Origin of the sequence: Lysinibacillus sp. CD3-6 (genome assembly GCF_006351725.2) — a bacterium.
Taxonomy (GTDB): Bacteria; Bacillota; Bacilli; order Bacillales_A; family Planococcaceae; genus Lysinibacillus.
Window position 1 is genome coordinate 4,381,838 of record NZ_CP085880.1, and the last position, 20,253, is coordinate 4,402,090.

Consider the following 20,253-nt stretch of genomic DNA (forward strand, 5'->3'; position numbering starts at 1 on the left):
CCTGAAAAGTAGGCTATACTAAGTATTATATGAAATATAGTAGAGGGGTGCAGGAATGAGCATTTTTACAGATGTAGAATATCTAGTACCTTTAGTATTAATCTTTAACATCTTATCAGCGATGACCATTATTTTTTTAGAACGTAAAGATGCCACTTCTACATGGGCATGGATTCTTGTCCTATTTTTCTTGCCATTAGTTGGATTTATTTTATATTTACTAGTCGGCAGGCAACTGCGGAAGAAGCATTTGTTTCGGTGGGAAGGACGCAAAGATATTGGGATAGATAACCTGATTAGCTACCAAATTGATACGATTCGAGAGGATACATTCGAGTTTCGCATTGAAAATGCTGAAAATTATAAAGAGATGATTTACATGCATTTAAAAACGAATAATGCCGTACTAACACAAGACAACCATATTGCTATTTTTGATGATGGTGCGGACAAGTTTGAACAGCTAATAAGAGATATTGAAGCAGCAAAAGACCATATCCACATTCAATATTATATCTTTCGTTTAGATAATTTAGGTACGCGTCTTGTCGACGCAATGATCAAAAAGGCAAAACAAGGGGTAAAAGTGAGGCTCTTGTATGATGAAATGGGCTCCCGCAATGTTAAAAGAAGACATTTCAAGGAACTTCTTGCAGCGGGCGGTGAGGTTGAAGTGTTCTTCCCCTCCATATTCCCACTACTCAATCCACGTCTAAATTTTAGAAATCACCGTAAAATCGTAGTTATTGATGGTCGTATTGGTTATATTGGTGGCTTTAATGTAGGAGATGAATATCTTGGACTCCAAAAGAAATTTGGCTATTGGAGAGATACTCATTTACGCATTGAAGGTAGTGCCGTCCATCCGCTACAAACACGCTTTTTGCTAGATTGGAATCAAGCTTGTGCACAGCAAAAAATGGGCTATTCAGATCGCTACTTCCCAGCGATTCCGAAAAAAGGTGATGTAGGCTTACAAATCGTTTCAAGCGGTCCAGACTCTGAGTGGGAACAAATTAAAATAGGTTATTTAAAACTTATTAATATGGCGAAAAGATATATTTATATTCAAACTCCTTATTTTATTCCAGATGTTAGTTTTTTAGATGCCATTAAAATTGCTACACTTTCAGGTATTGATGTTCGTATAATGATTCCAAATAAACCGGATCATATGTTTGTTTATTGGGCTACATACTCTTATGTGGGGCAGCTACTGCGCGCTGGGGCAAAAGTTTATATTTATGAAAAAGGATTTATTCATGCTAAAGCCATTATTATTGACGATGAAGCGTCTACAGTTGGAACTGCCAATATTGATGTACGAAGTTTCAGTTTAAATTTCGAAGTGAATGCATTTATTTATGATTCAACGATTTCACATCAATTAGCAGAGCTATTTGAAAAGGATATTTTAGATTGCACGGAATTAACGTGGGAAATGTATCAAAATCGATCGAACATGATTAAGTTCAAGGAATCTATTTCGCGTTTGTTAACACCAGTATTGTAGCTACTTAATAATGTTCCCTGGATGCCGAGACAAAAGAAAATATTTATGATTCAACGATTTCACATCAATTAGCAGAGCTATTTGAAAAGGATATTTTAGATTGCACGGAATTAACGTGGGAAATGTATCAAAATCGATCGAACATGATTAAGTTCAAGGAATCTATTTCGCGTTTGTTAACACCAGTATTGTAGCTACTTAATAATGTTCCCTGGATGCCGAGACAAAAGAAAAAAGTGTTAGATTGACTGGAGTCAATCTAACACTTTTTATGTTGTTGATTTCCGCTACGACGGTTGCGTCTCCCCTGTTTTCATAAGGATAGTACAACAACTTGTCGGTTTAACATCGACTAAAGCTATAGTCCAAGAAACTAGACAAAAGGATCAAAACCGTGCATCGCCAGGGTTGCGACTTACAGTGCGCCCACCATTAGCGTAAATCAACGGTAGGATTCTCTTGTTTTTTATTTCACGCCTAAATATTCTTCTAAAGTAAGATTTTGTTCTTTAATTTTTTTAGCAATTTCGACCCCTACGTAACGGTAATGCCATGATTCATACATATACCCTGTAATTTCTTCTTTGTTTTGTGGGAATCGTAAAATGAAACCGAATTGTGCAGCATTATCAAATAGCCATTGTCCAGCTGGTGTTTCTCCAAACTCCTCAGTCAGCCATAAATCATCTTTGCCAACTTCACCAATATCAAATGCTAAGCCTGTTTGATGCTCTGAAAAACCTGGTCGTGCACTATAACGGTCTGCAGCAGCCTGACCATCACGCTTCACATAGTTATTATACAAAGTTGTTTGATACTCGTAGGAACGATATCCACTAAACGCTACTAAGTTAAAACCTTGTTGCTTCGCTTCTGCAATCATTGTATTTAACGCTTGACGAGCCTCTGGACTTTCACCAGGTGCAAATGTTGATGGTAGTGGGTATCTTTTATTTGCTAATAAAACGCCATCAATATAAGTAGGCTCTGTTGGTATCGTTTGATTTGGGTAATAGCCGTTTTCATCTGGCTGCTCTTGAGGCTCAGATGTTTTATCAGGTGTTTTTGGTTGTTCTTTTGTTGGCTCATCTTCTTTGCCCTTTTGTGCTGCTGGTTGTTCCTCGTCAGATGCTACATTTACTTGGCTATTTTTATAGTTTACAACTACAAAAATAGAAACAATTAATGCCACAGAAATAACAGCACCAATAATAAGTGGTAAACGACTTTTTTTCACTTTTTTTGCCCCTTTTGTACAGATACAGGGTTGCTTAACTACCAGACAGGTCGTTTCATCGAGAGTTTGCGCAACCCTAAGACCTTTAATCAGTACGCCTCGGCATTAATGGCGTCCAGATTTATTGAGCCTGCTGAAAAAAACTCTGAAAATCTGTGACCTTCGCCAAGACATTTCAATATGATATTTTTATTTTATCACTGTTCATATTTTTTAGTGAAGCTTTTCCCCTATTATTCTGTAAAAATGATAATGAGAACAACGATTGAAGCTATAGAGAAAAAGATAGACATATACTTCATCCATTTAGCTTCTTTAATATATCCCTGCTCTTTAAAGTTTTTTGCTCTGAAACCATTTGACATGGCAAACATTATAGTCATTGCTAGTACAGCAAAATTGAAGTTACCTAAAATGATAAATACAATGGCTGCGATACTAAAAACTGCAACAAGAATTGATGAAATCCATTTTGTGTTCATGCTGTTTTCCTCCTAAAAAAAATCGAGGCTACACAAGCGCCTCGACATAATTTCATTTATGATTTTGCTTTTTCGGGATGCTCCGAATAATATTTTCGACCAATATACGTTTGAAGAATTAGTAATGCACCACTGACAGACCAGTAAAGAGGTAGAGCTGCCATAGAGGACATAGAAATAAAGACAATCATAATTGGCGAAATGTAAATAAACATTTTCATTTGCTTTTTTTGTTGCTCTGGTACAGTCCATAAAGATACACGTGCTTGTACTAAATAAACAATCCCTGCAATAATTGTCATAACAATGTCTGGTGAACCTAAGCTAAACCATAAAAACTCATGTGACTTCACATCGGCAGAATATAAAATTGAAAAGTAAAGACCCATAATGATTGGCATTTGAATTAACATTGGTAAACAACCCATATTCAACGGATTGACACCATGCTTTTGATACAAAGCCATCATTTCTTGCTGGTATTGCATTTGTTCTTCTTTTGTCTTTGCTTCCTTCATTTTTTTCTGAACGGCTTCCATTTCTGGTTTGAAGGCATCCATTTTCGATTTCATTAATTGTTGCTGACGATAATTTTTCAACATAATTGGCATTAAGACTAAGCGGATAAGGACCGTAATGGCGATAATCGCTAAACCATAGCTACCTGAAAAAATATCATTCCCGAAAAACTCCAGTAAAAATTCCATAGGTTTTACAAAAACACTATAGAAAAAGCCTTCTTTGTTCTCAACTGCTTGACAGCCGCTTAATACAAAAACAACAAGACCAAGCATTGATAATAGCTTCAAATTTTTCATTTTTCCACCTACTATTATTTTTCAACTAATGTGAAGTATACCTTATAAAGACTACCTTTATCAAATAGCAAGCGCTACTTATCAATTCTTATACGTGTTATCGCAAACTTGGAACAATGGCAATCGGCTACATAAAAAAGATGCACGCTTTAGCATCGCTAATACGATCGCATCTTATAGTATGTTCATATAGTTAGCGCCAGTCATTTAATGTCCAAATTAGATTTATACGTTTTGCATCTCAGTCTCGTTCATTTCAAAACGATAAAACTCATGGTGTAGCTCATCACGGAAATGCTTTGGTGTTACACCTGTGTATTTTTTAAAAATACGTGTAAAATAGCTCTGATTACAAAAATGGAATTGGTCTGAGATTGACGTAATGCTTTTATTTGTATGTCGTAAGTAATATTGTGATTCTTCTACTCGACGAACATTTAAATATTCAACCAATGTTATGCCCACATGTTCTCTAAAAATACGTGATAAGTGACTAGTACTAATATGGAAGTTATTCGCGATACTTTCGACTGTTAAATCATTTTCTAACTCATCATTTATATACATAATCACTTTGTTGACTGTCTGATGACGGAAAGTCGGTTGTTTTCTATCTGCGATAAAATAAACAAAGAAATCGATTAAATCATCAGCAAATTGCAAAAATTCAGCGTCTTTCATTTGATTTTCAATCATATCATTACAAGCAATATTAAAAGCGAAGGCTTTCTTTGAAGGTACTTGATTGTCTAGTAATTTACGAGCAACAATCGACGCTAATACAGAAAAGTAACCTCTCACAATTTTAATAACTTGCTTGCCAAAACGTATAGAAAGAATATCAATTAATTCATGCAAAGATTTTTTTGCCTTCGCAGATTCTAAATGATAAATTTCAAATATTAACTTTGACTCAATATTAAAAAATTCTTCTACACCGACATATTGGTTAATATTATCGATTTCTTGGAAGTATCTTTTTGATATCGTTTCGGACATAGAATGTTGATGTAGTTGCATAATCTTCCCCATCTTTCCTCAGAGTGCACGAATTACATTACAATATTTGACATCGAATTGCAATTTCAAAATAAGAAAAAAGTATTTACTTATTTATCATATGAATTGAGTCCTATTACACAATTATATATTGAATATAGCTTAAAAATAACCCAACTTAAACACCAGTATTAAAAAAAAATATACTTTACAGTGAATTTTACCATATTCTGCGATTTCCTTTCAACCACATTTTGCACATCGTTCTAGTTCTTATTTATCATATAAAGATAGTTGAAACCTTGTAAACTTATTAATAGACATTTAAATTTTACCATATACATAATAAAATTAATTAGTAATTAATTACTCCATATTGAATTTTATGTAAGCATTTATTCCGCTTTTTATTTTAGCAATCGACATATCTCTATTTTATTCCGAAATCTTCTCTATATAATTTATACGAATATGTAGTAAAATAGATGATAATACTATTTTTAAAAGTTAAAACGAGGTGCTAATAGTGGATCCAAAACAAATAGAAGAAATCATGGAGATTATTAAGGAGTTTTTCCCTGAGAATACTTCAATTGCAATTTCCGATACAAATGAATACTTGTACTACCAACCGAGCAAAAAGGTTGATTTAAAAATTAAGCCAGGTGACCCTATTAAAGAAGGTTCAGCTGCACATAAGGCTTTAAGCTATAATCAAAAAATCAGCACGTATATTGAACCTGATGTATTTGGTGTTGCTTACTATGGTATGAGTATTCCTTTAATGGAAGAAGGCGAGACAAAAGGTGCTATCACAGCTATCTTCCCGCAAAAACCATCTGCATTTTTAACAAACTATATCACGATTAAAATCGATGATTGTTGGTATCCAATTAAGCATGATCAAGTCATTTATCTTGAAACACAGCTTCGTAAAACATTTGTTAAAACAATGGGGCGTGAAGGCTATCACCGTTTAAATTTAAGTGATCTTGAGCTATTTTTAGCACCTGACTCATTTATTAGATGTCACCGTTCTTATATTGTAAACATTGATTACATTGATGAAATTCAGCCAGATTCACACTCAACGTTCTTATTAATAATGAAAGATGGTACGCGTATCCCTGTTAGTCAACGCTACGCAAGTTATTTCCGTCGTTCATTAGGCTTCTAATATGCTCTAGTACAGCAAGCTCCTCTTTTAGGATAGCTTGCTGTACTTTTTTCGTTTCGAAACCTCAGCTCTACAATAAAACGTTTTCTCTGTCGAAAAATCAGCCTTCCGCTCGTTTTTTCTTTGTTTACTTAATTTAATGCTAATTATAAAGTTTTTGTGACAAATTGGTGATAGTATTAATCAAATGGTTGGAGTCATACTACAACTAAATAAACAGAAAATTCATACAGGTTTTTTCTAGTTTTGTAATCGGTTTCCATCAAAATGATTTAGGGGAGGATTTTTTTATGGATGCAAATATTCAAAAACGCCTAGGTTTAAAAGAACTTGAAAGTAAAATTGTTTCTGCTGAAGCAGCAGCAGCACTTATTTCTAACGGTGATGTAGTTGGTATGAGTGGTTTTACTCGTGCTGGGGATGCAAAAGTTGTTCCAATGGCATTAGTTGAGCGTGCAAAAAATGAAGAATTTAAAATTGATGTATACACAGGTGCATCATTAGGGCCAGAAGTAGATAAATACTTAGCTGAAGCTGGTGCAATTCGTAAACGCGGACCATTCCAAGGAGATTCGGGTATCCGTAACTTAATTAACTCTGGTGATGTCCTATATGTAGACGCTCACCTTTCTCATAATGCTGAGTTAGTACGTCAAGGAATTATTGGACCAATTAAATATTTAATTCTTGAAGCAGTTGCTATTACTGAAGATGGTTATATTATCCCAACAAACTCTGTTGGTAACTCACCAATCTTTGCACAATACGCAGAAAACATTATTATCGAGTTAAACATTTCTCATCCAGAAGCTTTAATTGGTATTCATGATATTTATGTACCTGGAGAACAAGGTAATCGTGAAGCTATTCCAATGACAGATGCTATGCAACGCATTGGTGAAATCGGTATCAAAGTTGATCCAGCTAAAATTAAAGCGATTGTTATTTCTGAAGAGCCCGATGCTCCTTCATTAATCGTACCACCAGATGAAGAAACACAAACAATGGCTAACATTCTATTAGACTTCTTCCGCGATGAAATTAAAGCGGGTCGTTTAACAAAACAATTAATGCCATTACAATCTGGTGTAGGTTCAGTAGCAAATGCTGTACTTGATGGCTTTGCAGATTCTGAATTTGAAGATTTAGTTGTTGCATCAGAAGTACTTCAAGATGCTGTATTTAACTTAATCGATGCTGGTAAAGTTAAATTCGCAGCTGCTACTTCAATTACGCTTACTGAAGAATTACAGCAAAAAGTATACGGCAATTTAGAAAAATATGCTGATAAAATTTGCTTACGTCCACAAGAAATTTCTAACCACCCAGAGCTTATCCGTCGTTTGGGATTAATTTCAATCAACACTGCTCTTGAGTTAGATATCTACGGCAACGTAAACTCAACACACGTATCAGGAACTCGTATGATGAATGGTATCGGTGGTTCTGGAGACTTTGCACGTAATGCACGTCTTGGTATTTTCGTAACTAAATCATATGCAAAAGGTGGAGCGATTTCTTCAATCGTACCGATGGTTTCTCACGTAGACCACACTGAGCATGATGTAGATGTAATTATCACTGAGCAAGGTATTGCTGACTTACGTGGTTTAGCACCAAAAGAACGTGTACCTTTAATTATTGAAAACTGTGCACACCCAGATTACAAAGAACAATTATGGGATTACTACAACCGCGCTATCGAAGCAACTGGTAACCAACAAACTCCTCACATTTTAGAAGAGGCTCTTTCTTGGCATGTAAACCTTGCGAAAAACAAAACAATGAAAAAAGAAATTGCTAAAGCTTAATTTTATCAATTTTAGAATGTCTAATAAGTTCAACTTATTAGGCATTCTTTTTTTGTCGAAAATGGTATAATAAACCCACTATGTCGTAATTTGTAGTGGAGGAGTTATGAAAAAATTTATCTATTTGATTATATTCTTTTCATTTTTTGACCTATTTACTCAGCTGCCTGTAATGAGTACATATGCAGAATCTTTAGGTGCTTCTGCCTTTTTAACTGGACTTGCTGTTGGTATGTATTCTCTTTCCAATACGTTCGGGAATATTATTTCTGGCTTTTTAACCGATCGTAAAGGACCTTTTATCATTTTAATTATCGGCCTTCTAACAACAGGGCTTTCGCTAACATTATATAATTTAGTCGAAGCACCACTTGCCCTTTTAATAGTCCGCTTTATTCATGGACTAGTTGCTGGTTTTATCGTTCCTGCTGCTTTCACATTTTTAGCTAATGCTACTGAGCAAGAGAAACGCGGCAAAGGCAGTGCTATTTCTGGAGCATTTGTAGGTATTGCAGCCATAATCGGGCCAGCTTTTAGTGGTATCTTAGCAAGCCGTACTAGTGTGCCTTTTGTCTTTAATATTACGGCAAGTTGTATGCTATTGTTAGGAATCCTTTCTTTCTTTTTACTCAATTCGAATAAAGTTAAAAAAGAAAAGTCTTCTTCTAGTACCTATATCCCTATTAGTGTATTTTTTAATAATGCAGGAACATTAAAGGCTTTCTCAGGCGCATTCTTTTTAATGTTTTCTCAAGGAGTCATTGCCTATTTATTACCTTTAAAAGTTCAATCTTTAGGTTTTGATTCACGCTTAAGCGGTACATTAATGAGTGCTTTTGGTATTGTTGCTGTACTAGTATTTATTTTACCGAGTAACCGCATTTTCGATAAAGTTGCCCCAGTTAAAACATTATCGCTTGGCATTGCTTTAATGGGCTTAAGTCAAATATTGATCAGTCAGGCTGATTCGAGTATGTTACTTTACATAGCAATGGCTTGTTACGGCATTGGTTTCGGTTTGTTGTTCCCGTCTGTAAATTCATTATTAATTGATTCTACGACTGTTGAAATCCGTGGGAAAGCATACGGATATTTTTATGCCTTTTTCTCATTAGGAGTGGTACTAGGCTCCTCATTACTCGGATGGTTATCACTCGGTGTAGTCAGCGGATTTATTTTCACAGGAATTGTGTTAATCACTTTCGCTGGTGTTACCCTTATTCCAAATAAACAAGGACTTTTCCATAAGCCGCTCTAAGAAAAAACCACTTCGCTTGCGGCTAATACAGTATTATCCGTTAATTTTCAGAATTATTCGAGTGCCTGACACCAATACAAAACTCAACAAACCTTCTCATAGCTAAATGAGAAGGTTTGTTTTTTTATTTTTCTTTTTCTTGGATTTCTTCATTGTAGAAATGAACGCCTGTATGTCCTCCGCCTTCGGAAACCATTTCGTTTGACGCTAACTTTGTTGGCGCTGTCCCTGCTTCCGTTGCTACTTCAGAAGTGACACGTTCCGCAATTCGATCATCCATATTAACATTTGATGTATTCAGAAAAGATTCAAGTTTGGACTTTGCATTGTTGAACATTTCACATGCTTTATCACGATTCTCTTTTTTACTTAAATAAGATGCTGCAAATCCTGCTAATCCAGCAAGCACAACACCTGTTCCTTTACGCTTTGCCATAATAAATCCCTCCTAAAAATATAGAAACTAGCCTTGTACTATAGCTTTTCCCTATTCTGTGAGGACTAAACATTATTTTTTTCCTTGATAGAGCATATCTAAATGTGGCAAGCTGTCGTAAATATAAGGCTCTGAGACTTGTTCAAAGCCAAAGGAACCATAAAATTTTTTTAAATATTCCTGTGCCTGTATAAATACCGCCGAACCTGGCCATCGCTGTTCGATTATATCTAATGCGAATTGAATCATTTCTTTCCCTAGTCCTGTCCCACGCATTTCCTGGCTCGTAATAACTCGCCCAATCGAGGCCATTTTAAATTTTTCACCAGGGGGCAATATACGCGAATATGCGCATAATTTTCCATTTTCAACATATGATATATGTATAGAGTTTTGATCATGGTTATCTAAATCCTCATAACATGTTTGTTGCTCAACAATAAAAACATTTACTCGTAGCTGAATAATTTTATACAGTTCTTCCGTCGTTAATTCATCGTACGTCTGAATTTTCCAAGACATTCGCCATCACTCTCCTACTCGTTATTATCACATAATTCTAATCTTTTTCGTAATTCTTTATTATTTTGTACTTATATATGATTAACACTGACAATATGAGGGAAATAATACAATAATACAATCGATAGGAGGATGTTTTTATGAAAGATTTAGATTTAGTATATGATTGGGTAGATATGGCTTCATTAGTTGGAGGCGCAGGCTTCTTAACAGTACTTATTTACAGTGTCCTATTCTTTTAATATGTGTAATGAAAAATTTCTTTATTCAACCTAAAAAGCAATCCGCATTATAGCTAAGAGCTAAATCGCAGATTGCTTTATTTTTATTGTTTTACATCGTTATAAGCATCCGATTTTTCAAATGCTGCGACTACATATGAACAAACAGCTACCATTTTATAATTATTTTCACGAGCATAATCTGCTGCACGATCCAATAATTTTTTAGCTACCCCTTGACCACGAAGCTTGTCTGAAACGTAGGTGTGATCCATGACCATTACTTGACCTTCCTGTTTCCACGTAATTTCCGCTATCTGTTCCCCATCCTGCTTATAAACAAATGCTAGTTTGTTTTCCGTTTCATTTTGTAATTGGAATTCCATTTCTCACCACTCCTTTTTTTCATAGTACCATAGCTATTTGCATTTTTACAAAAATAGTAGATACGTTTTTATTGTCATCCATCCTACCGTTTATACTAAAAAAGACTGCAGATAAGCCAAGGACATATGACTTTATCTACAGTCTGAAGCACTCTACCTAATGGCAAAGCACGCTTTCATTTAATTAAACCATGTTGAAATTGTATCTTTTAAATTTGCAAAGAAATTTTTCACACTCGTCCAGAAACCTTCGTCTTCCATCAATGCTCCAAACTTCTCTTGCAATGTATTACTAATATCATTTAGTTGTTCTGACCATTTACTAAAATCAATATCTAGTTTACTAATTTTGTCCATTAAGTCCACTAATAACTGACGATCTTTTTCACTCAAATTCACTTCTAGTTTTTCTAACTGCTCTTGTACAATTTTTTCAACATCTTCACGTGTTTCAGGCTTTACTTCAGCAATTTGTTTTTTAATTTCTGTAAGTAATTCCGCAACCTTTGCATCATCAACGCCAGCAGAATCTGCTAGTTTAGTTGCTACGGACAGTTCTTCATTGGCAACGTCTGTACGGTCTATATCTAACGTTTCGCCTGTTGTTACCTCATAGGCTTTATATATACCTACAAGCGCAGAGTGACCTGTTACAGGCTTTGGAGCTGCCACTTGAACTGTTGCATCCTCAATACCCGCTGTCAACATTGCATTTGCATACATTTCAGAAGTTACTTGTGTAATATTTGATGGTGTGACAATTTCGATAACTAAGCCTTTTCCAGCATCCTTACGCGTAATTTTCGCAGAAGAATACATACGTGAGCTTGCATTACTATCTTTAATGTATTTAGCTAAGTCATTCCCTGATACTGTTATTTCCTCAACTTCAGGATCTTCATTTACTTTTAACGATTTTTTTACAGATTCTTTTTCGGTCTCAGATAGGTTTGCGCCATATACGACAATTGGTACACCTAATTTTTCATCAATTGCTTTCGGCGGCGTATTGTCTGCTGCAAATCCTGTTGACGGTGCCAGCACACCAAACACTAGCATCGTAGCTACTAGTATTTTCCCCCATGTTTTTTTCAAATTGTGTGACCCCTTTCGCTAGAAATCATATAGCCTGTATAATGTATGTCACTATACAATTATTAGTACGAAAAAATGACGAGAAGGTTTCAGGCATGGCTCTCGTCATTTTCTATATTTTAAAGAAATTAAATTTCTTCTGTCCAGCCATCTTGCTGCTTCACTTTACCAGCCTTCATAAGTGTTCCAAGCGCTCGTTTAAATGCCGCTTTACTCATATTAAACATTTCTTTAATTTCATCTGGAGAAGACTTATCACTAAATGGCATTTTCCCGCCAACATCTTGTAAATAGCTTAATATTTGCTGTGCGTCTCCTGTGATGCGCTCGTGTTTTCGAGGTAAAAGAGACCCGTTCATTGAGCCATCATCTTTTACATCAATAATTCGCACTTCTACATCTTGTCCAAGACGTGGTTCCGCATAACGTTCTGATTCATGCACGAAAATACGATATGGTTGTTCTACCCCTAGTAAAAATGTGCCTACAGGTAATACACGATACGGACGAGCTGTAATATTTTTATTGTGCATATCTTCAAATGCACCTTCGTATAGCTCTGAAATCTTTTCCTCCGTTACTAAACGACCGAATAAATCTCCATTTCGATCTGTTCGTAATGTCATAAATAAATGATCACCAGGTTCTGGCCACACTTCTTTAACAGCAGGTAGGTCCTCTGCTTGTACAAGCACTTCACGAGAAGTACCAATATCTACAAAAGCACCTTCGCGCTCTACAACACGAAGAACGCGTGCCCAGCCGTATTCACCCTGTGCAAATGCAGGAATAGCAGTAGTAGCTGCTAAATCACCACGTCGATCCGCAAATAAAAACACTTCAAGACGATCCCCTACAGCTAGCGGTTCTGTGACCTCAGAAGCATTTAATGGTAGTTCAACTACCCCATTTGTTAAGATCCATTTCGATGCTTGTTGCTCTAACACTGTTAAAGTAACAACTTCACCTGATTTTAATTCGTTCATCAATGTCTTCCTTTCCTTCATACCATCAATTTCGCAAAATATATAATTCCGTACTTAATGCATATACTTCAAAGCAACGAGCACAAGGACACAAATATAGGTTATACAAGCAGCTCCTCTAACATGGAGATTATAGCGTGAACATAATCTCTTATCTTATAGATTGTGTTGTTTTCTTGATGCTTCTAGCTTTTTTGCGATGTCTGGATTTTCTTCCATTACTTGCACAAGTTCCGCAATACGATCAATTGAATTCCAACTCAAATGATGCTCTATTCCTTCTACATCATTGTAAATACGCTCTTCATCTACACCAATGATTCGCAAAAATTGTTCTAGCAGTTCATGTCGTTGCACAAGACGTTTTCCAAGTTGTTCTCCTCTTGGCGTCAATGTAAGACCACGATATTTTTCATAAACTAAATAACCATCTTTATCTAATTTTTGAACCATCTTAGTAACAGAAGAAGGAAGAACAGATAATGCTTCAGCAATGTCAGACACACGAGCATAACCTTTATTAGCGATCAATAAATATATTTGTTCGATATGGTCCTCCATACTAGGTGTTGGCATATCTTATTCCCTCTCTTTCCTATTCTTACTCTCTAGTTTACTACAAGCTTGCCTTAAAAGTTAACTGAAAATACATAACCAAGTTAAACACTTCTTTGAAACATAAAAAAAGCCTACTTCACTATAGAAGTGGGCTCTTTTTAATGACGAGGATACTTATTTACCACATGTAATGCATGAATAATTTCTCTGTTAATCAACTCGATATTTTCAGGAGTATTCAACGCTTTAAATGCTTCATCTCGCGTTTCCATAGATGTAACATACTTACTTGCCAAAGCATTTAATGCAAGTGCCACTGTATCAAATTCGCAGTTTTGACATTTACAAAATGTTTGATATTCTGGTCCTCGAAGTAGAAAACTTACTAAACCACGCACTATTTCCTCTGTAACATTTACTAAAATAGGTTCTGACATATAAAACTTTCGCCTCATTTATAATGTATTGTTACATTTTTCCTCTATTAATAATAACGTGAATTTTATCACTTTTCAAGAATCGCTAGTAGCATCTATATAACAATAATAAATAAACATTGTAACGATTATTTACCTACAGAGAAAATTTACGCACTTCTTTTTACCTATTATTTTCTCGTTTTTATAAGCCTTAAAGAATTAAATACAACGAGTAATGTTGCACCCATATCTGCAAAAATGGCAATCCATAATGTTAGCCAACCTGGAATAACAAGTAATAGGGCAATTAATTTTAAAGCTAGTGCAAATATAATGTTTTCTTTAATAATTCGTAGTGTTTTTCTGCTAAGAGCTATCGTATACGGTAATTTCGTTAAATCGTCACCCATTAGCGCAATATCAGCCGTCTCTAATGCAGCATCTGTACCTGCGCCACCCATCGCAATCCCTACATTAGCTGAAGCCAATGCTGGCGCATCATTCACACCGTCTCCAACCATTGCGACAGCTCCGTATTTCGTGCGTAATTCTTTAATAGCAGATAGTTTTTCAGCAGGCAGTAACCCTGCTCTTACATCGCTCATACTTAATGTAGAGGCAATCGCTTCAGCAGTAGATTTGGCATCTCCTGTTAACATCACCGTATGCTTTACCTTTAAAGCACTTAATTTTTCTAGTACTTTCTTACTTTCTGCACGTAATTGATCAGCAATAGCTATTAATCCTATAAACTGACTATCACTAACAGCTGCTACTACAGTCTTACCCTGTTTTTGAAGTTGATTAACCTGCTCCTTAACCGTTGCGTCAACTGTCGCTAACGTTAAAATCCAATTCATGCTTCCTACGTAAACCTTCTGACCATCTACCGTTGCATAAGCACCCTTACCAGTTACGGATTGAAAGTCTGTAGGAACAAGCTCTGTCAGCTTTTTCTCATGTAATGCCTTCAATATAGCTTTTGCTAATGGATGCTGAGATTGCTTTTCAACTGCTGCAACAAGCTGTAATACATCATCTTCTAGCATTTCCTTATGTGTAATAATATCTGTTACAACAGGCGTTCCTTTTGTTAATGTTCCTGTTTTATCAAATGCAACCGCATCTATATGACCTAATTGCTCTAAGTGAATACCACCTTTTATAAGAACGCCTTGTCTTGCAGCATTTCCGATAGCGGTTACGATTGCCACTGGAGTCGAAACAACTAGCGCACACGGGCAACCAACAACAAGAACTGCTAACCCTTGATAAATCCAGTGTTGCCAATCTCCTACAAATAATGGTGGAACAATGGCTACAAGAAGCGCTACAAGCATTATTGCAGGTGTATAGTATTTAGCAAAGCGATCTACAAATTGTTGTGATGGAGCCTTTTCTGCCTGTGCCTCCTCCACTAAATGAATAATCTTCGCAATCGTTGTATCCTCTACACGTTTCGTTACACGTACCTCTAATGCGCCTTCTTCATTCAACGTTCCCGCAAACACCTCGTCACCAACTGATTTATTGACAGGAATTGATTCACCTGTAATGGCTGCCTGATTGACTGCAGATAACCCCGCGATGACAATGCCATCCATTGCAATTTTTTGACCAGGCTTCACCATTAAAATATCGCCAATTTCAATCTCTTCTGTTGCTAACTCCATCTCGTGGAAATGTTCACCGTGTGCTCGTTTAATAGTGGCAGTCGGTGGAGCAATATCCATCAACTGACGAATCGACTGACGCGCCTTATCCATTGAGTACGCTTCCAGCGCTTCACTTACTGCGAATAAAAAGACAACAACGGCCGCTTCTTCCCACTCGCCGATTATGGCAGCGCCAATTATGGCAATGGTCATAAGCGTTTTCATATCAAATTCTAGTCGTGCAAGGTTGCGGAAGCCAGTTTTGAAAATTTTCACGCCCCCGACAATAATTGCAATGATAAACATCGCAATGGTCGACAAGTCTTCTTCTCCACGAACAGAAGATAATAGATAGCCAACGACAACGAATAGCAGTGAAACACTAGCTAAGATATTCTCCGTTTTCTTATAAAAAGGAATTGTTCCTTCACTTGATTTTGTCGCAGATTGTGAAACTTTAATGCCATCAAATGCACCTGCTTCTTCGATTTGATCGACACTAACTGCTCCTACAATCGTTATTTTAGAAGCGCCGAAGTTTACTTGCGCATCTTGAACATCAGGAATAGCTTTTACATTTTTTTCAAATTTAGCTGCACAGCTAGCACAGGATAAGTTTTGTAGACGATACTCTTGCTTACTCGGTATCACTGCCATTGGCAATCCCTTCCTTCGCATGTTCATAGGCAATCGTTACAATTTGGTATACATGCTCGTCGGCTAAAGCGTAATACATTTGCTTCCCCTTACGATGCGATTTCGCTAAACTATGTTCTTTTAAATAACGTAAATGATGGGATGCTGTTGCTACAGATGAACCGATAATTGTCGCAACATCACAAACACATAATTCATCTTCTACGGTTAAGGCATACGCTATTTTGAGTCTTGTTTCATCAGATAATGCCTTTAAAAATTTGGCTACGCCTGATAAGTCTGGCATTTGCTGCTGTACTTTTGTGACCGCTTGTTCATTAACATGCGTCACTTCGCATACTTCTTTCGTCAATTCCTCACCTCATTCAAATATTCGTTTGATTGTTTTTAATATAGCATAATATTCCATCATATTCAAACAGACATTTGAATGTATATGATTACTATCACGAATGTATAATAAATTGTTTGTGAATTGTTTGGGTGCCTGGCACTTAAACAATTCACTCCGCTTACCGCGGGCACGACGTAAGCCGCTTAGAAGTCTAGGTGGTTTTTTACTTAGGAAGTTATATAAATTGTTTGAGTGCCTGACACCTTTTAAACAGACACTGTCCGCTCAACAAAAAATCAGCGCATAAAAAACATGCGCTGATTCTCTTCTCTATTATTTCGATTTTAATAATACCGTTTTACCCTTAATATCTTCCTTTTGGACAAATGTTTCATGATACGTACCGTTTGCCCAGTCCATTACTTGATCTTGATACCAATCCGATTTCACATGACCGCTTTGGCCAGGACCAACAATATGGAAGGCTGAGCTTAAATCACCCACATCAGCAACAAAACGCCATGATGCTCCGTGATTAACGTTACCTGCTAAATCATTATCGGCTGCTTGCACCGTCACCTTCGAGCCACCAATCGGAACCTTCTTGGCGTTAAAGTATGCTGCAAGTATTGGTGAAGCACTGCCTAAAGTGTGATCAAACGTTAGTTGATGGAAATCACCCCATTGCCATTTCGATACATTTTTCCCGAACTGATTTTCAATTTGCGCAACAGTACGCTCTAACGCCTCAAATACTGCGGCATCTACTCCCCCTTGCTCTTCCATCCAGATGCTTCTCTCACCTGCATATGTTTTACGTAGAAGCTGATCCGTAATATTAAATTTACCGTACATCATTTTATACATATCTTCTGGCATTTGCTCTTTAAATAACACTTCTTGCAATTGTAGCATTAACGTATGGAACACTAACGGGGCTCCTAAATCTTTAGCGTCCACCATGTTCCAATCCTCTAACATTGCTATGACTTCAGCATACTTCCTATCTTTATCCATCGTTTTTATAGATGTTAATAAATCAGGTAAAAATTCACGAGCATATAAATTGTGCTGATCCATCTGTAAATTCATCATATCTTCTACTGTTATTGAATCATTCGCTTCTAACACTTCCTTAATCCGTTCATAGCGATAAGGCTGTGCCCAAAAATCCGTAATATGATAAGGATATTCATCGCCTATCACCTCATTATTCGCTGTTGCAATAAAGCCTTGTTCTGGATTAACAACAGTCGGTAACTCATCCCAATGAATAAAACCTTGCCAGCCATAATCACTTGAGTCACCAGGCACTGGTAATTGCCCATCCCCTTGCTTTCGCAACGGAATTTGGCCGTTTGCTTTATAAGCTATCGTGCCATCCTTAGATGCAAAAACAAAGTTTTGTGCAGGTGCTTTAAAATCTTCTAAAGCTTTCTCAAACTCATTCCAAGATTTCGACTTATTAAAGCCAAGCACTGCTCGCAATTCTGCAGTTGGTTGAAGTGCTGTCCACTGCATTGAAAATTGGGCTGAAGGCTCCGTTTCCTTAAACACTAAATCTGTCATAATGGGACCGTGGCGTGTAACGATTACTTCAAAGTCTACCGTTTCTCCATCTTTAACCTTTATCGGCTCGTCACGCACCTCTGCCTGCTCCCACTCACCGTCATAACGGAATTGTGTTGGATTATCTGGGTTTGGAATTTCAATATATAAATCCTGTACGTCAGGACCAACATTTGTTACCCCCCATGCGATTTCTTCGTTATGACCTAAAATAATGCCTGGAATCCCTGCAAATATTACACCGCTTACATTTTGTTCGGGTGATTGTAAATGCATTTGATACCAAATAGATGGTGTACTCAATCCTAAATGAGGGTCATCAGCTAAAATTGGCTTTCCTGACTTTGTTTTATCGCCAGATACTACCCAGTTATTACTGCCATTAAATTCATTTGGCAATAACTCCGCATTAAACTGCCCTACTACAGACACTGGATTTTCTTTATTTGCCTCAATAATTGATGATGCATTCTCAGGATACGTAATAAATAATTCCTTAGCTTTTTCTTCATCAAAATTTTGCAAAGCCCAATGGCGGAAGGCAAGTGTATTCCAATTTCCACCTAAATCATAAGCCATATATTTTCCGATTGTTAAAGAATCTACTACAGTCCATTCTTCTGGCTCGTAACCTAGTAACGCAAATTCATAGCTTAACGTATTCTTACTTTTCGCCTCTTCCATAAAGGCGTTTACTCCCTCGGCAAACCATTCAAGTACTTGCTTGCTAGCTGGATCATACGCCGCTAATGATTTTTCAGCTGCATTACGTAGACTAAATGTACGAAAATGCTTATCTGTCTCAATCGTCGCTTCCCCAATTATTTCTGACAGGCGACCACTAGCCTGCCTACGCGCTAAATCCATTTGAAACAATCGATCCTGTGCCTGTACATAGCCTTGAGCGCGATATAAATCCGCATCTGTCTCAGCAAATATATGAGGAACCCCTTTATCATCCCTTGTCACGGTCACATCTTCATCGAGCATGCTAACAGCGAGCTCTCCATCAATAATCGGTTTTGATTTATTCATAAACCATGTAAAGACAATAACAGATGTTATTGCGACTACCGCCAACACGCCAGCGATTGCCAATAACCACTTTTTCCACTTAAACTTTCTCACCTTACAACCCCCTCTATAAGCAATATATTCTTTATTCAGCTTCTCAAATCCTTTTTCGCAAACTAGAATAACCTCAATTTTTATCGTTTTTTGCTGTATTACGCTTGTTTTTTCTACATTCAATCACAACCTATTATCCAATTGAACAGTAAAAAACCGTATTTCCTAATAGAAAATACGGTTCCAAATAAATGTGCCTAAACAAAAGTGACAGGCACTCAAACAATTATACATTTAGCTGAAGTTCTATCGGGCAATGGTCACTACCCATTATATGCGGATGAATGGTAGCTACATCAATTTGTTCCTTTACACGCTCAGACACAATAAAATAGTCAATGCGCCATCCAATGTTGCGTTCACGAACTTTGTTCATATAAGACCACCACGTATAATGATCGGTCACATCTGGATGCTTATAGCGGAAAGAATCTACAAAGCCACCTGCTAATAAATCTGTCATTTTAGCTCGCTCTTCATATGTAAAACCCGAATTGCCAATATTTGATTTTGCATTTTTTAAATCAATATCTTCATGTGCGACATTCAAATCCCCACAATAAATGACTGGTTTTTTTGCATCGAGTTCTTTTAAATACAATGCTAATCGATCTTCCCAATTTAATCGATAAGGCAATCTAGCTAAATCCCGTTGCGCATTTGGCGTATAAACATTTACTACATAGAAGTTGTCGTATTCTAATGTAATAATTCTTCCTTCATCCTGCGACTCGTCCTCACCAACACCGTAATGTACAGATAGAGGGGTGTGCTTTGTAAAAATCGCTGTACCTGAATAGCCTTTCTTCTGAGCGTAATTCCAATATTGCTCATAACCATCTAACCTAAGCTCAACCTGCCCTGCTTGGCACTTTGTTTCCTGAATACAGAAGAAATCTGCATCTACACTGTTAAAAAAATCTAAAAAACCTTTTCCCAAACAAGCTCGTATTCCATTTACATTCCATGAAATCAATTCCATTCTTTCCCAC

19 protein-coding genes are annotated in these 20,253 nt (G+C 36.7%); 4 read left to right on the forward strand and 15 right to left on the reverse strand.

From position 1 onward, the window contains the following. The first annotated feature begins 55 nt into the window (after positions 1–55). The gene (gene cls / locus FH508_RS21705; protein ID WP_228134195.1) at positions 56–1,513 is read left to right on the forward strand and encodes a cardiolipin synthase; all 1,458 of its coding nucleotides are present in this window, start codon (positions 56–58) and stop codon (positions 1,511–1,513) included. Positions 1,514–1,979: 466 nt separating this feature from the next. On the opposite strand, the gene FH508_RS21715 is transcribed toward cls, so the two are convergent. The 4 genes from FH508_RS21715 to FH508_RS21730 form a co-directional block, all read right to left on the reverse strand. Beyond that, positions 1,980–2,750, reverse strand: coding sequence for a M15 family metallopeptidase (locus FH508_RS21715; protein ID WP_173479409.1), 771 nt, complete (start codon positions 2,748–2,750; stop codon positions 1,980–1,982). Between the two features lie 233 nt (positions 2,751–2,983). Next, the gene (locus FH508_RS21720; RefSeq protein WP_173479408.1) at positions 2,984–3,232 is read right to left on the reverse strand and encodes a hypothetical protein; all 249 of its coding nucleotides are present in this window, start codon (positions 3,230–3,232) and stop codon (positions 2,984–2,986) included. Between the two features lie 56 nt (positions 3,233–3,288). After that, positions 3,289–4,050: a membrane protein insertase YidC gene (gene yidC, locus FH508_RS21725; RefSeq protein ID WP_173479407.1), complete on the reverse strand. Its 762-nt coding sequence runs from the start codon at positions 4,048–4,050 to the stop codon at positions 3,289–3,291. Positions 4,051–4,275: 225 nt separating this feature from the next. After that, the gene (locus FH508_RS21730; RefSeq protein WP_173479406.1) at positions 4,276–5,070 is read right to left on the reverse strand and encodes a helix-turn-helix transcriptional regulator; all 795 of its coding nucleotides are present in this window, start codon (positions 5,068–5,070) and stop codon (positions 4,276–4,278) included. Positions 5,071–5,575: 505 nt separating this feature from the next. On the opposite strand from FH508_RS21730, the gene FH508_RS21735 reads away from it, so the two are divergent. The 3 genes from FH508_RS21735 (at position 5,576) to FH508_RS21745 (ending at position 9,295) form a co-directional block, all read left to right on the forward strand. Then, positions 5,576–6,226 (forward strand): LytTR family DNA-binding domain-containing protein, encoded by a 651-nt coding sequence (locus tag FH508_RS21735; RefSeq protein ID WP_173479405.1) that lies wholly within the window; start codon positions 5,576–5,578, stop codon positions 6,224–6,226. 290 nt (positions 6,227–6,516) lie between these two features. Further along, positions 6,517–8,037 carry a succinyl-CoA:acetate CoA-transferase ScpC gene (locus tag FH508_RS21740; protein ID WP_173479404.1) on the forward strand — a complete coding sequence of 507 codons (1,521 nt, stop codon included), beginning with the start codon at positions 6,517–6,519 and terminating at the stop codon, positions 8,035–8,037. A gap of 106 nt (positions 8,038–8,143) precedes the next feature. Beyond that, entirely contained in the window at positions 8,144–9,295 is a 1,152-nt protein-coding gene (locus tag FH508_RS21745) for an MFS transporter (protein WP_173479403.1), read from the forward strand. Between the two features lie 124 nt (positions 9,296–9,419). On the opposite strand, the gene FH508_RS21750 is transcribed toward FH508_RS21745, so the two are convergent. The 11 genes from FH508_RS21750 to FH508_RS21800 form a co-directional block, all read right to left on the reverse strand. Next, positions 9,420–9,731 carry a hypothetical protein gene (locus FH508_RS21750; protein WP_173479402.1) on the reverse strand — a complete coding sequence of 104 codons (312 nt, stop codon included), beginning with the start codon at positions 9,729–9,731 and terminating at the stop codon, positions 9,420–9,422. Positions 9,732–9,803: 72 nt separating this feature from the next. Next, positions 9,804–10,253: a GNAT family N-acetyltransferase gene (locus FH508_RS21755; protein ID WP_173479401.1), complete on the reverse strand. Its 450-nt coding sequence runs from the start codon at positions 10,251–10,253 to the stop codon at positions 9,804–9,806. A 325-nt stretch (positions 10,254–10,578) separates the two neighbouring features. Next, positions 10,579–10,860 carry a GNAT family N-acetyltransferase gene (locus FH508_RS21760; RefSeq protein WP_173479400.1) on the reverse strand — a complete coding sequence of 94 codons (282 nt, stop codon included), beginning with the start codon at positions 10,858–10,860 and terminating at the stop codon, positions 10,579–10,581. Between the two features lie 180 nt (positions 10,861–11,040). Then, complete coding sequence (locus FH508_RS21765; RefSeq protein WP_173479399.1) at positions 11,041–11,955, reverse strand: DUF1002 domain-containing protein; 915 nt, start codon at positions 11,953–11,955, stop codon at positions 11,041–11,043. A gap of 128 nt (positions 11,956–12,083) precedes the next feature. Further along, positions 12,084–12,941, reverse strand: a complete 858-nt coding sequence (locus tag FH508_RS21770; protein ID WP_173479398.1) for a CvfB family protein — start codon at positions 12,939–12,941, stop codon at positions 12,084–12,086. A gap of 156 nt (positions 12,942–13,097) precedes the next feature. Then, positions 13,098–13,517: a transcriptional regulator MntR gene (mntR, locus tag FH508_RS21775; protein ID WP_173479397.1), complete on the reverse strand. Its 420-nt coding sequence runs from the start codon at positions 13,515–13,517 to the stop codon at positions 13,098–13,100. Positions 13,518–13,657: 140 nt separating this feature from the next. Beyond that, the gene (locus tag FH508_RS21780; RefSeq protein ID WP_173479396.1) at positions 13,658–13,936 is read right to left on the reverse strand and encodes a late competence development ComFB family protein; all 279 of its coding nucleotides are present in this window, start codon (positions 13,934–13,936) and stop codon (positions 13,658–13,660) included. 170 nt (positions 13,937–14,106) lie between these two features. Continuing rightward, complete coding sequence (locus FH508_RS21785) at positions 14,107–16,230, reverse strand: heavy metal translocating P-type ATPase (RefSeq protein WP_173479395.1); 2,124 nt, start codon at positions 16,228–16,230, stop codon at positions 14,107–14,109. Further along, positions 16,211–16,582 carry an ArsR/SmtB family transcription factor gene (locus tag FH508_RS21790; RefSeq protein WP_173479394.1) on the reverse strand — a complete coding sequence of 124 codons (372 nt, stop codon included), beginning with the start codon at positions 16,580–16,582 and terminating at the stop codon, positions 16,211–16,213. The genes FH508_RS21785 and FH508_RS21790 overlap by 20 nt, the downstream gene beginning before the upstream one ends. 315 nt (positions 16,583–16,897) lie before the next feature. Next, complete coding sequence (locus FH508_RS21795; protein ID WP_139859811.1) at positions 16,898–19,261, reverse strand: penicillin acylase family protein; 2,364 nt, start codon at positions 19,259–19,261, stop codon at positions 16,898–16,900. Between the two features lie 226 nt (positions 19,262–19,487). Further along, on the reverse strand, positions 19,488–20,243 hold the full coding sequence (locus FH508_RS21800) for an exodeoxyribonuclease III (protein WP_139859809.1): 756 nt from the start codon (positions 20,241–20,243) through the stop codon (positions 19,488–19,490). Between the last annotated feature and the right edge of the window lie 10 nt (positions 20,244–20,253).

Coding starts and splice junctions, on each gene's coding strand:
- mntR (WP_173479397.1), bottom strand. CDS start 13,517: ATGCCAACACCTAGTATGGAGGACCATATCGAACAAATATATTTATTG.
- yidC (WP_173479407.1), bottom strand. CDS start 4,050: ATGAAAAATTTGAAGCTATTATCAATGCTTGGTCTTGTTGTTTTTGTA.
- FH508_RS21740 (WP_173479404.1), top strand. CDS start 6,517: ATGGATGCAAATATTCAAAAACGCCTAGGTTTAAAAGAACTTGAAAGT.
- FH508_RS21745 (WP_173479403.1), top strand. CDS start 8,144: ATGAAAAAATTTATCTATTTGATTATATTCTTTTCATTTTTTGACCTA.
- FH508_RS21750 (WP_173479402.1), bottom strand. CDS start 9,731: ATGGCAAAGCGTAAAGGAACAGGTGTTGTGCTTGCTGGATTAGCAGGA.
- FH508_RS21780 (WP_173479396.1), bottom strand. CDS start 13,936: ATGTCAGAACCTATTTTAGTAAATGTTACAGAGGAAATAGTGCGTGGT.
- FH508_RS21720 (WP_173479408.1), bottom strand. CDS start 3,232: ATGAACACAAAATGGATTTCATCAATTCTTGTTGCAGTTTTTAGTATC.
- FH508_RS21730 (WP_173479406.1), bottom strand. CDS start 5,070: ATGCAACTACATCAACATTCTATGTCCGAAACGATATCAAAAAGATAC.
- FH508_RS21770 (WP_173479398.1), bottom strand. CDS start 12,941: ATGAACGAATTAAAATCAGGTGAAGTTGTTACTTTAACAGTGTTAGAG.
- FH508_RS21755 (WP_173479401.1), bottom strand. CDS start 10,253: ATGTCTTGGAAAATTCAGACGTACGATGAATTAACGACGGAAGAACTG.
- FH508_RS21785 (WP_173479395.1), bottom strand. CDS start 16,230: ATGGCAGTGATACCGAGTAAGCAAGAGTATCGTCTACAAAACTTATCC.
- cls (WP_228134195.1), top strand. CDS start 56: ATGAGCATTTTTACAGATGTAGAATATCTAGTACCTTTAGTATTAATC.
- FH508_RS21760 (WP_173479400.1), bottom strand. CDS start 10,860: ATGGAATTCCAATTACAAAATGAAACGGAAAACAAACTAGCATTTGTT.
- FH508_RS21800 (WP_139859809.1), bottom strand. CDS start 20,243: ATGGAATTGATTTCATGGAATGTAAATGGAATACGAGCTTGTTTGGGA.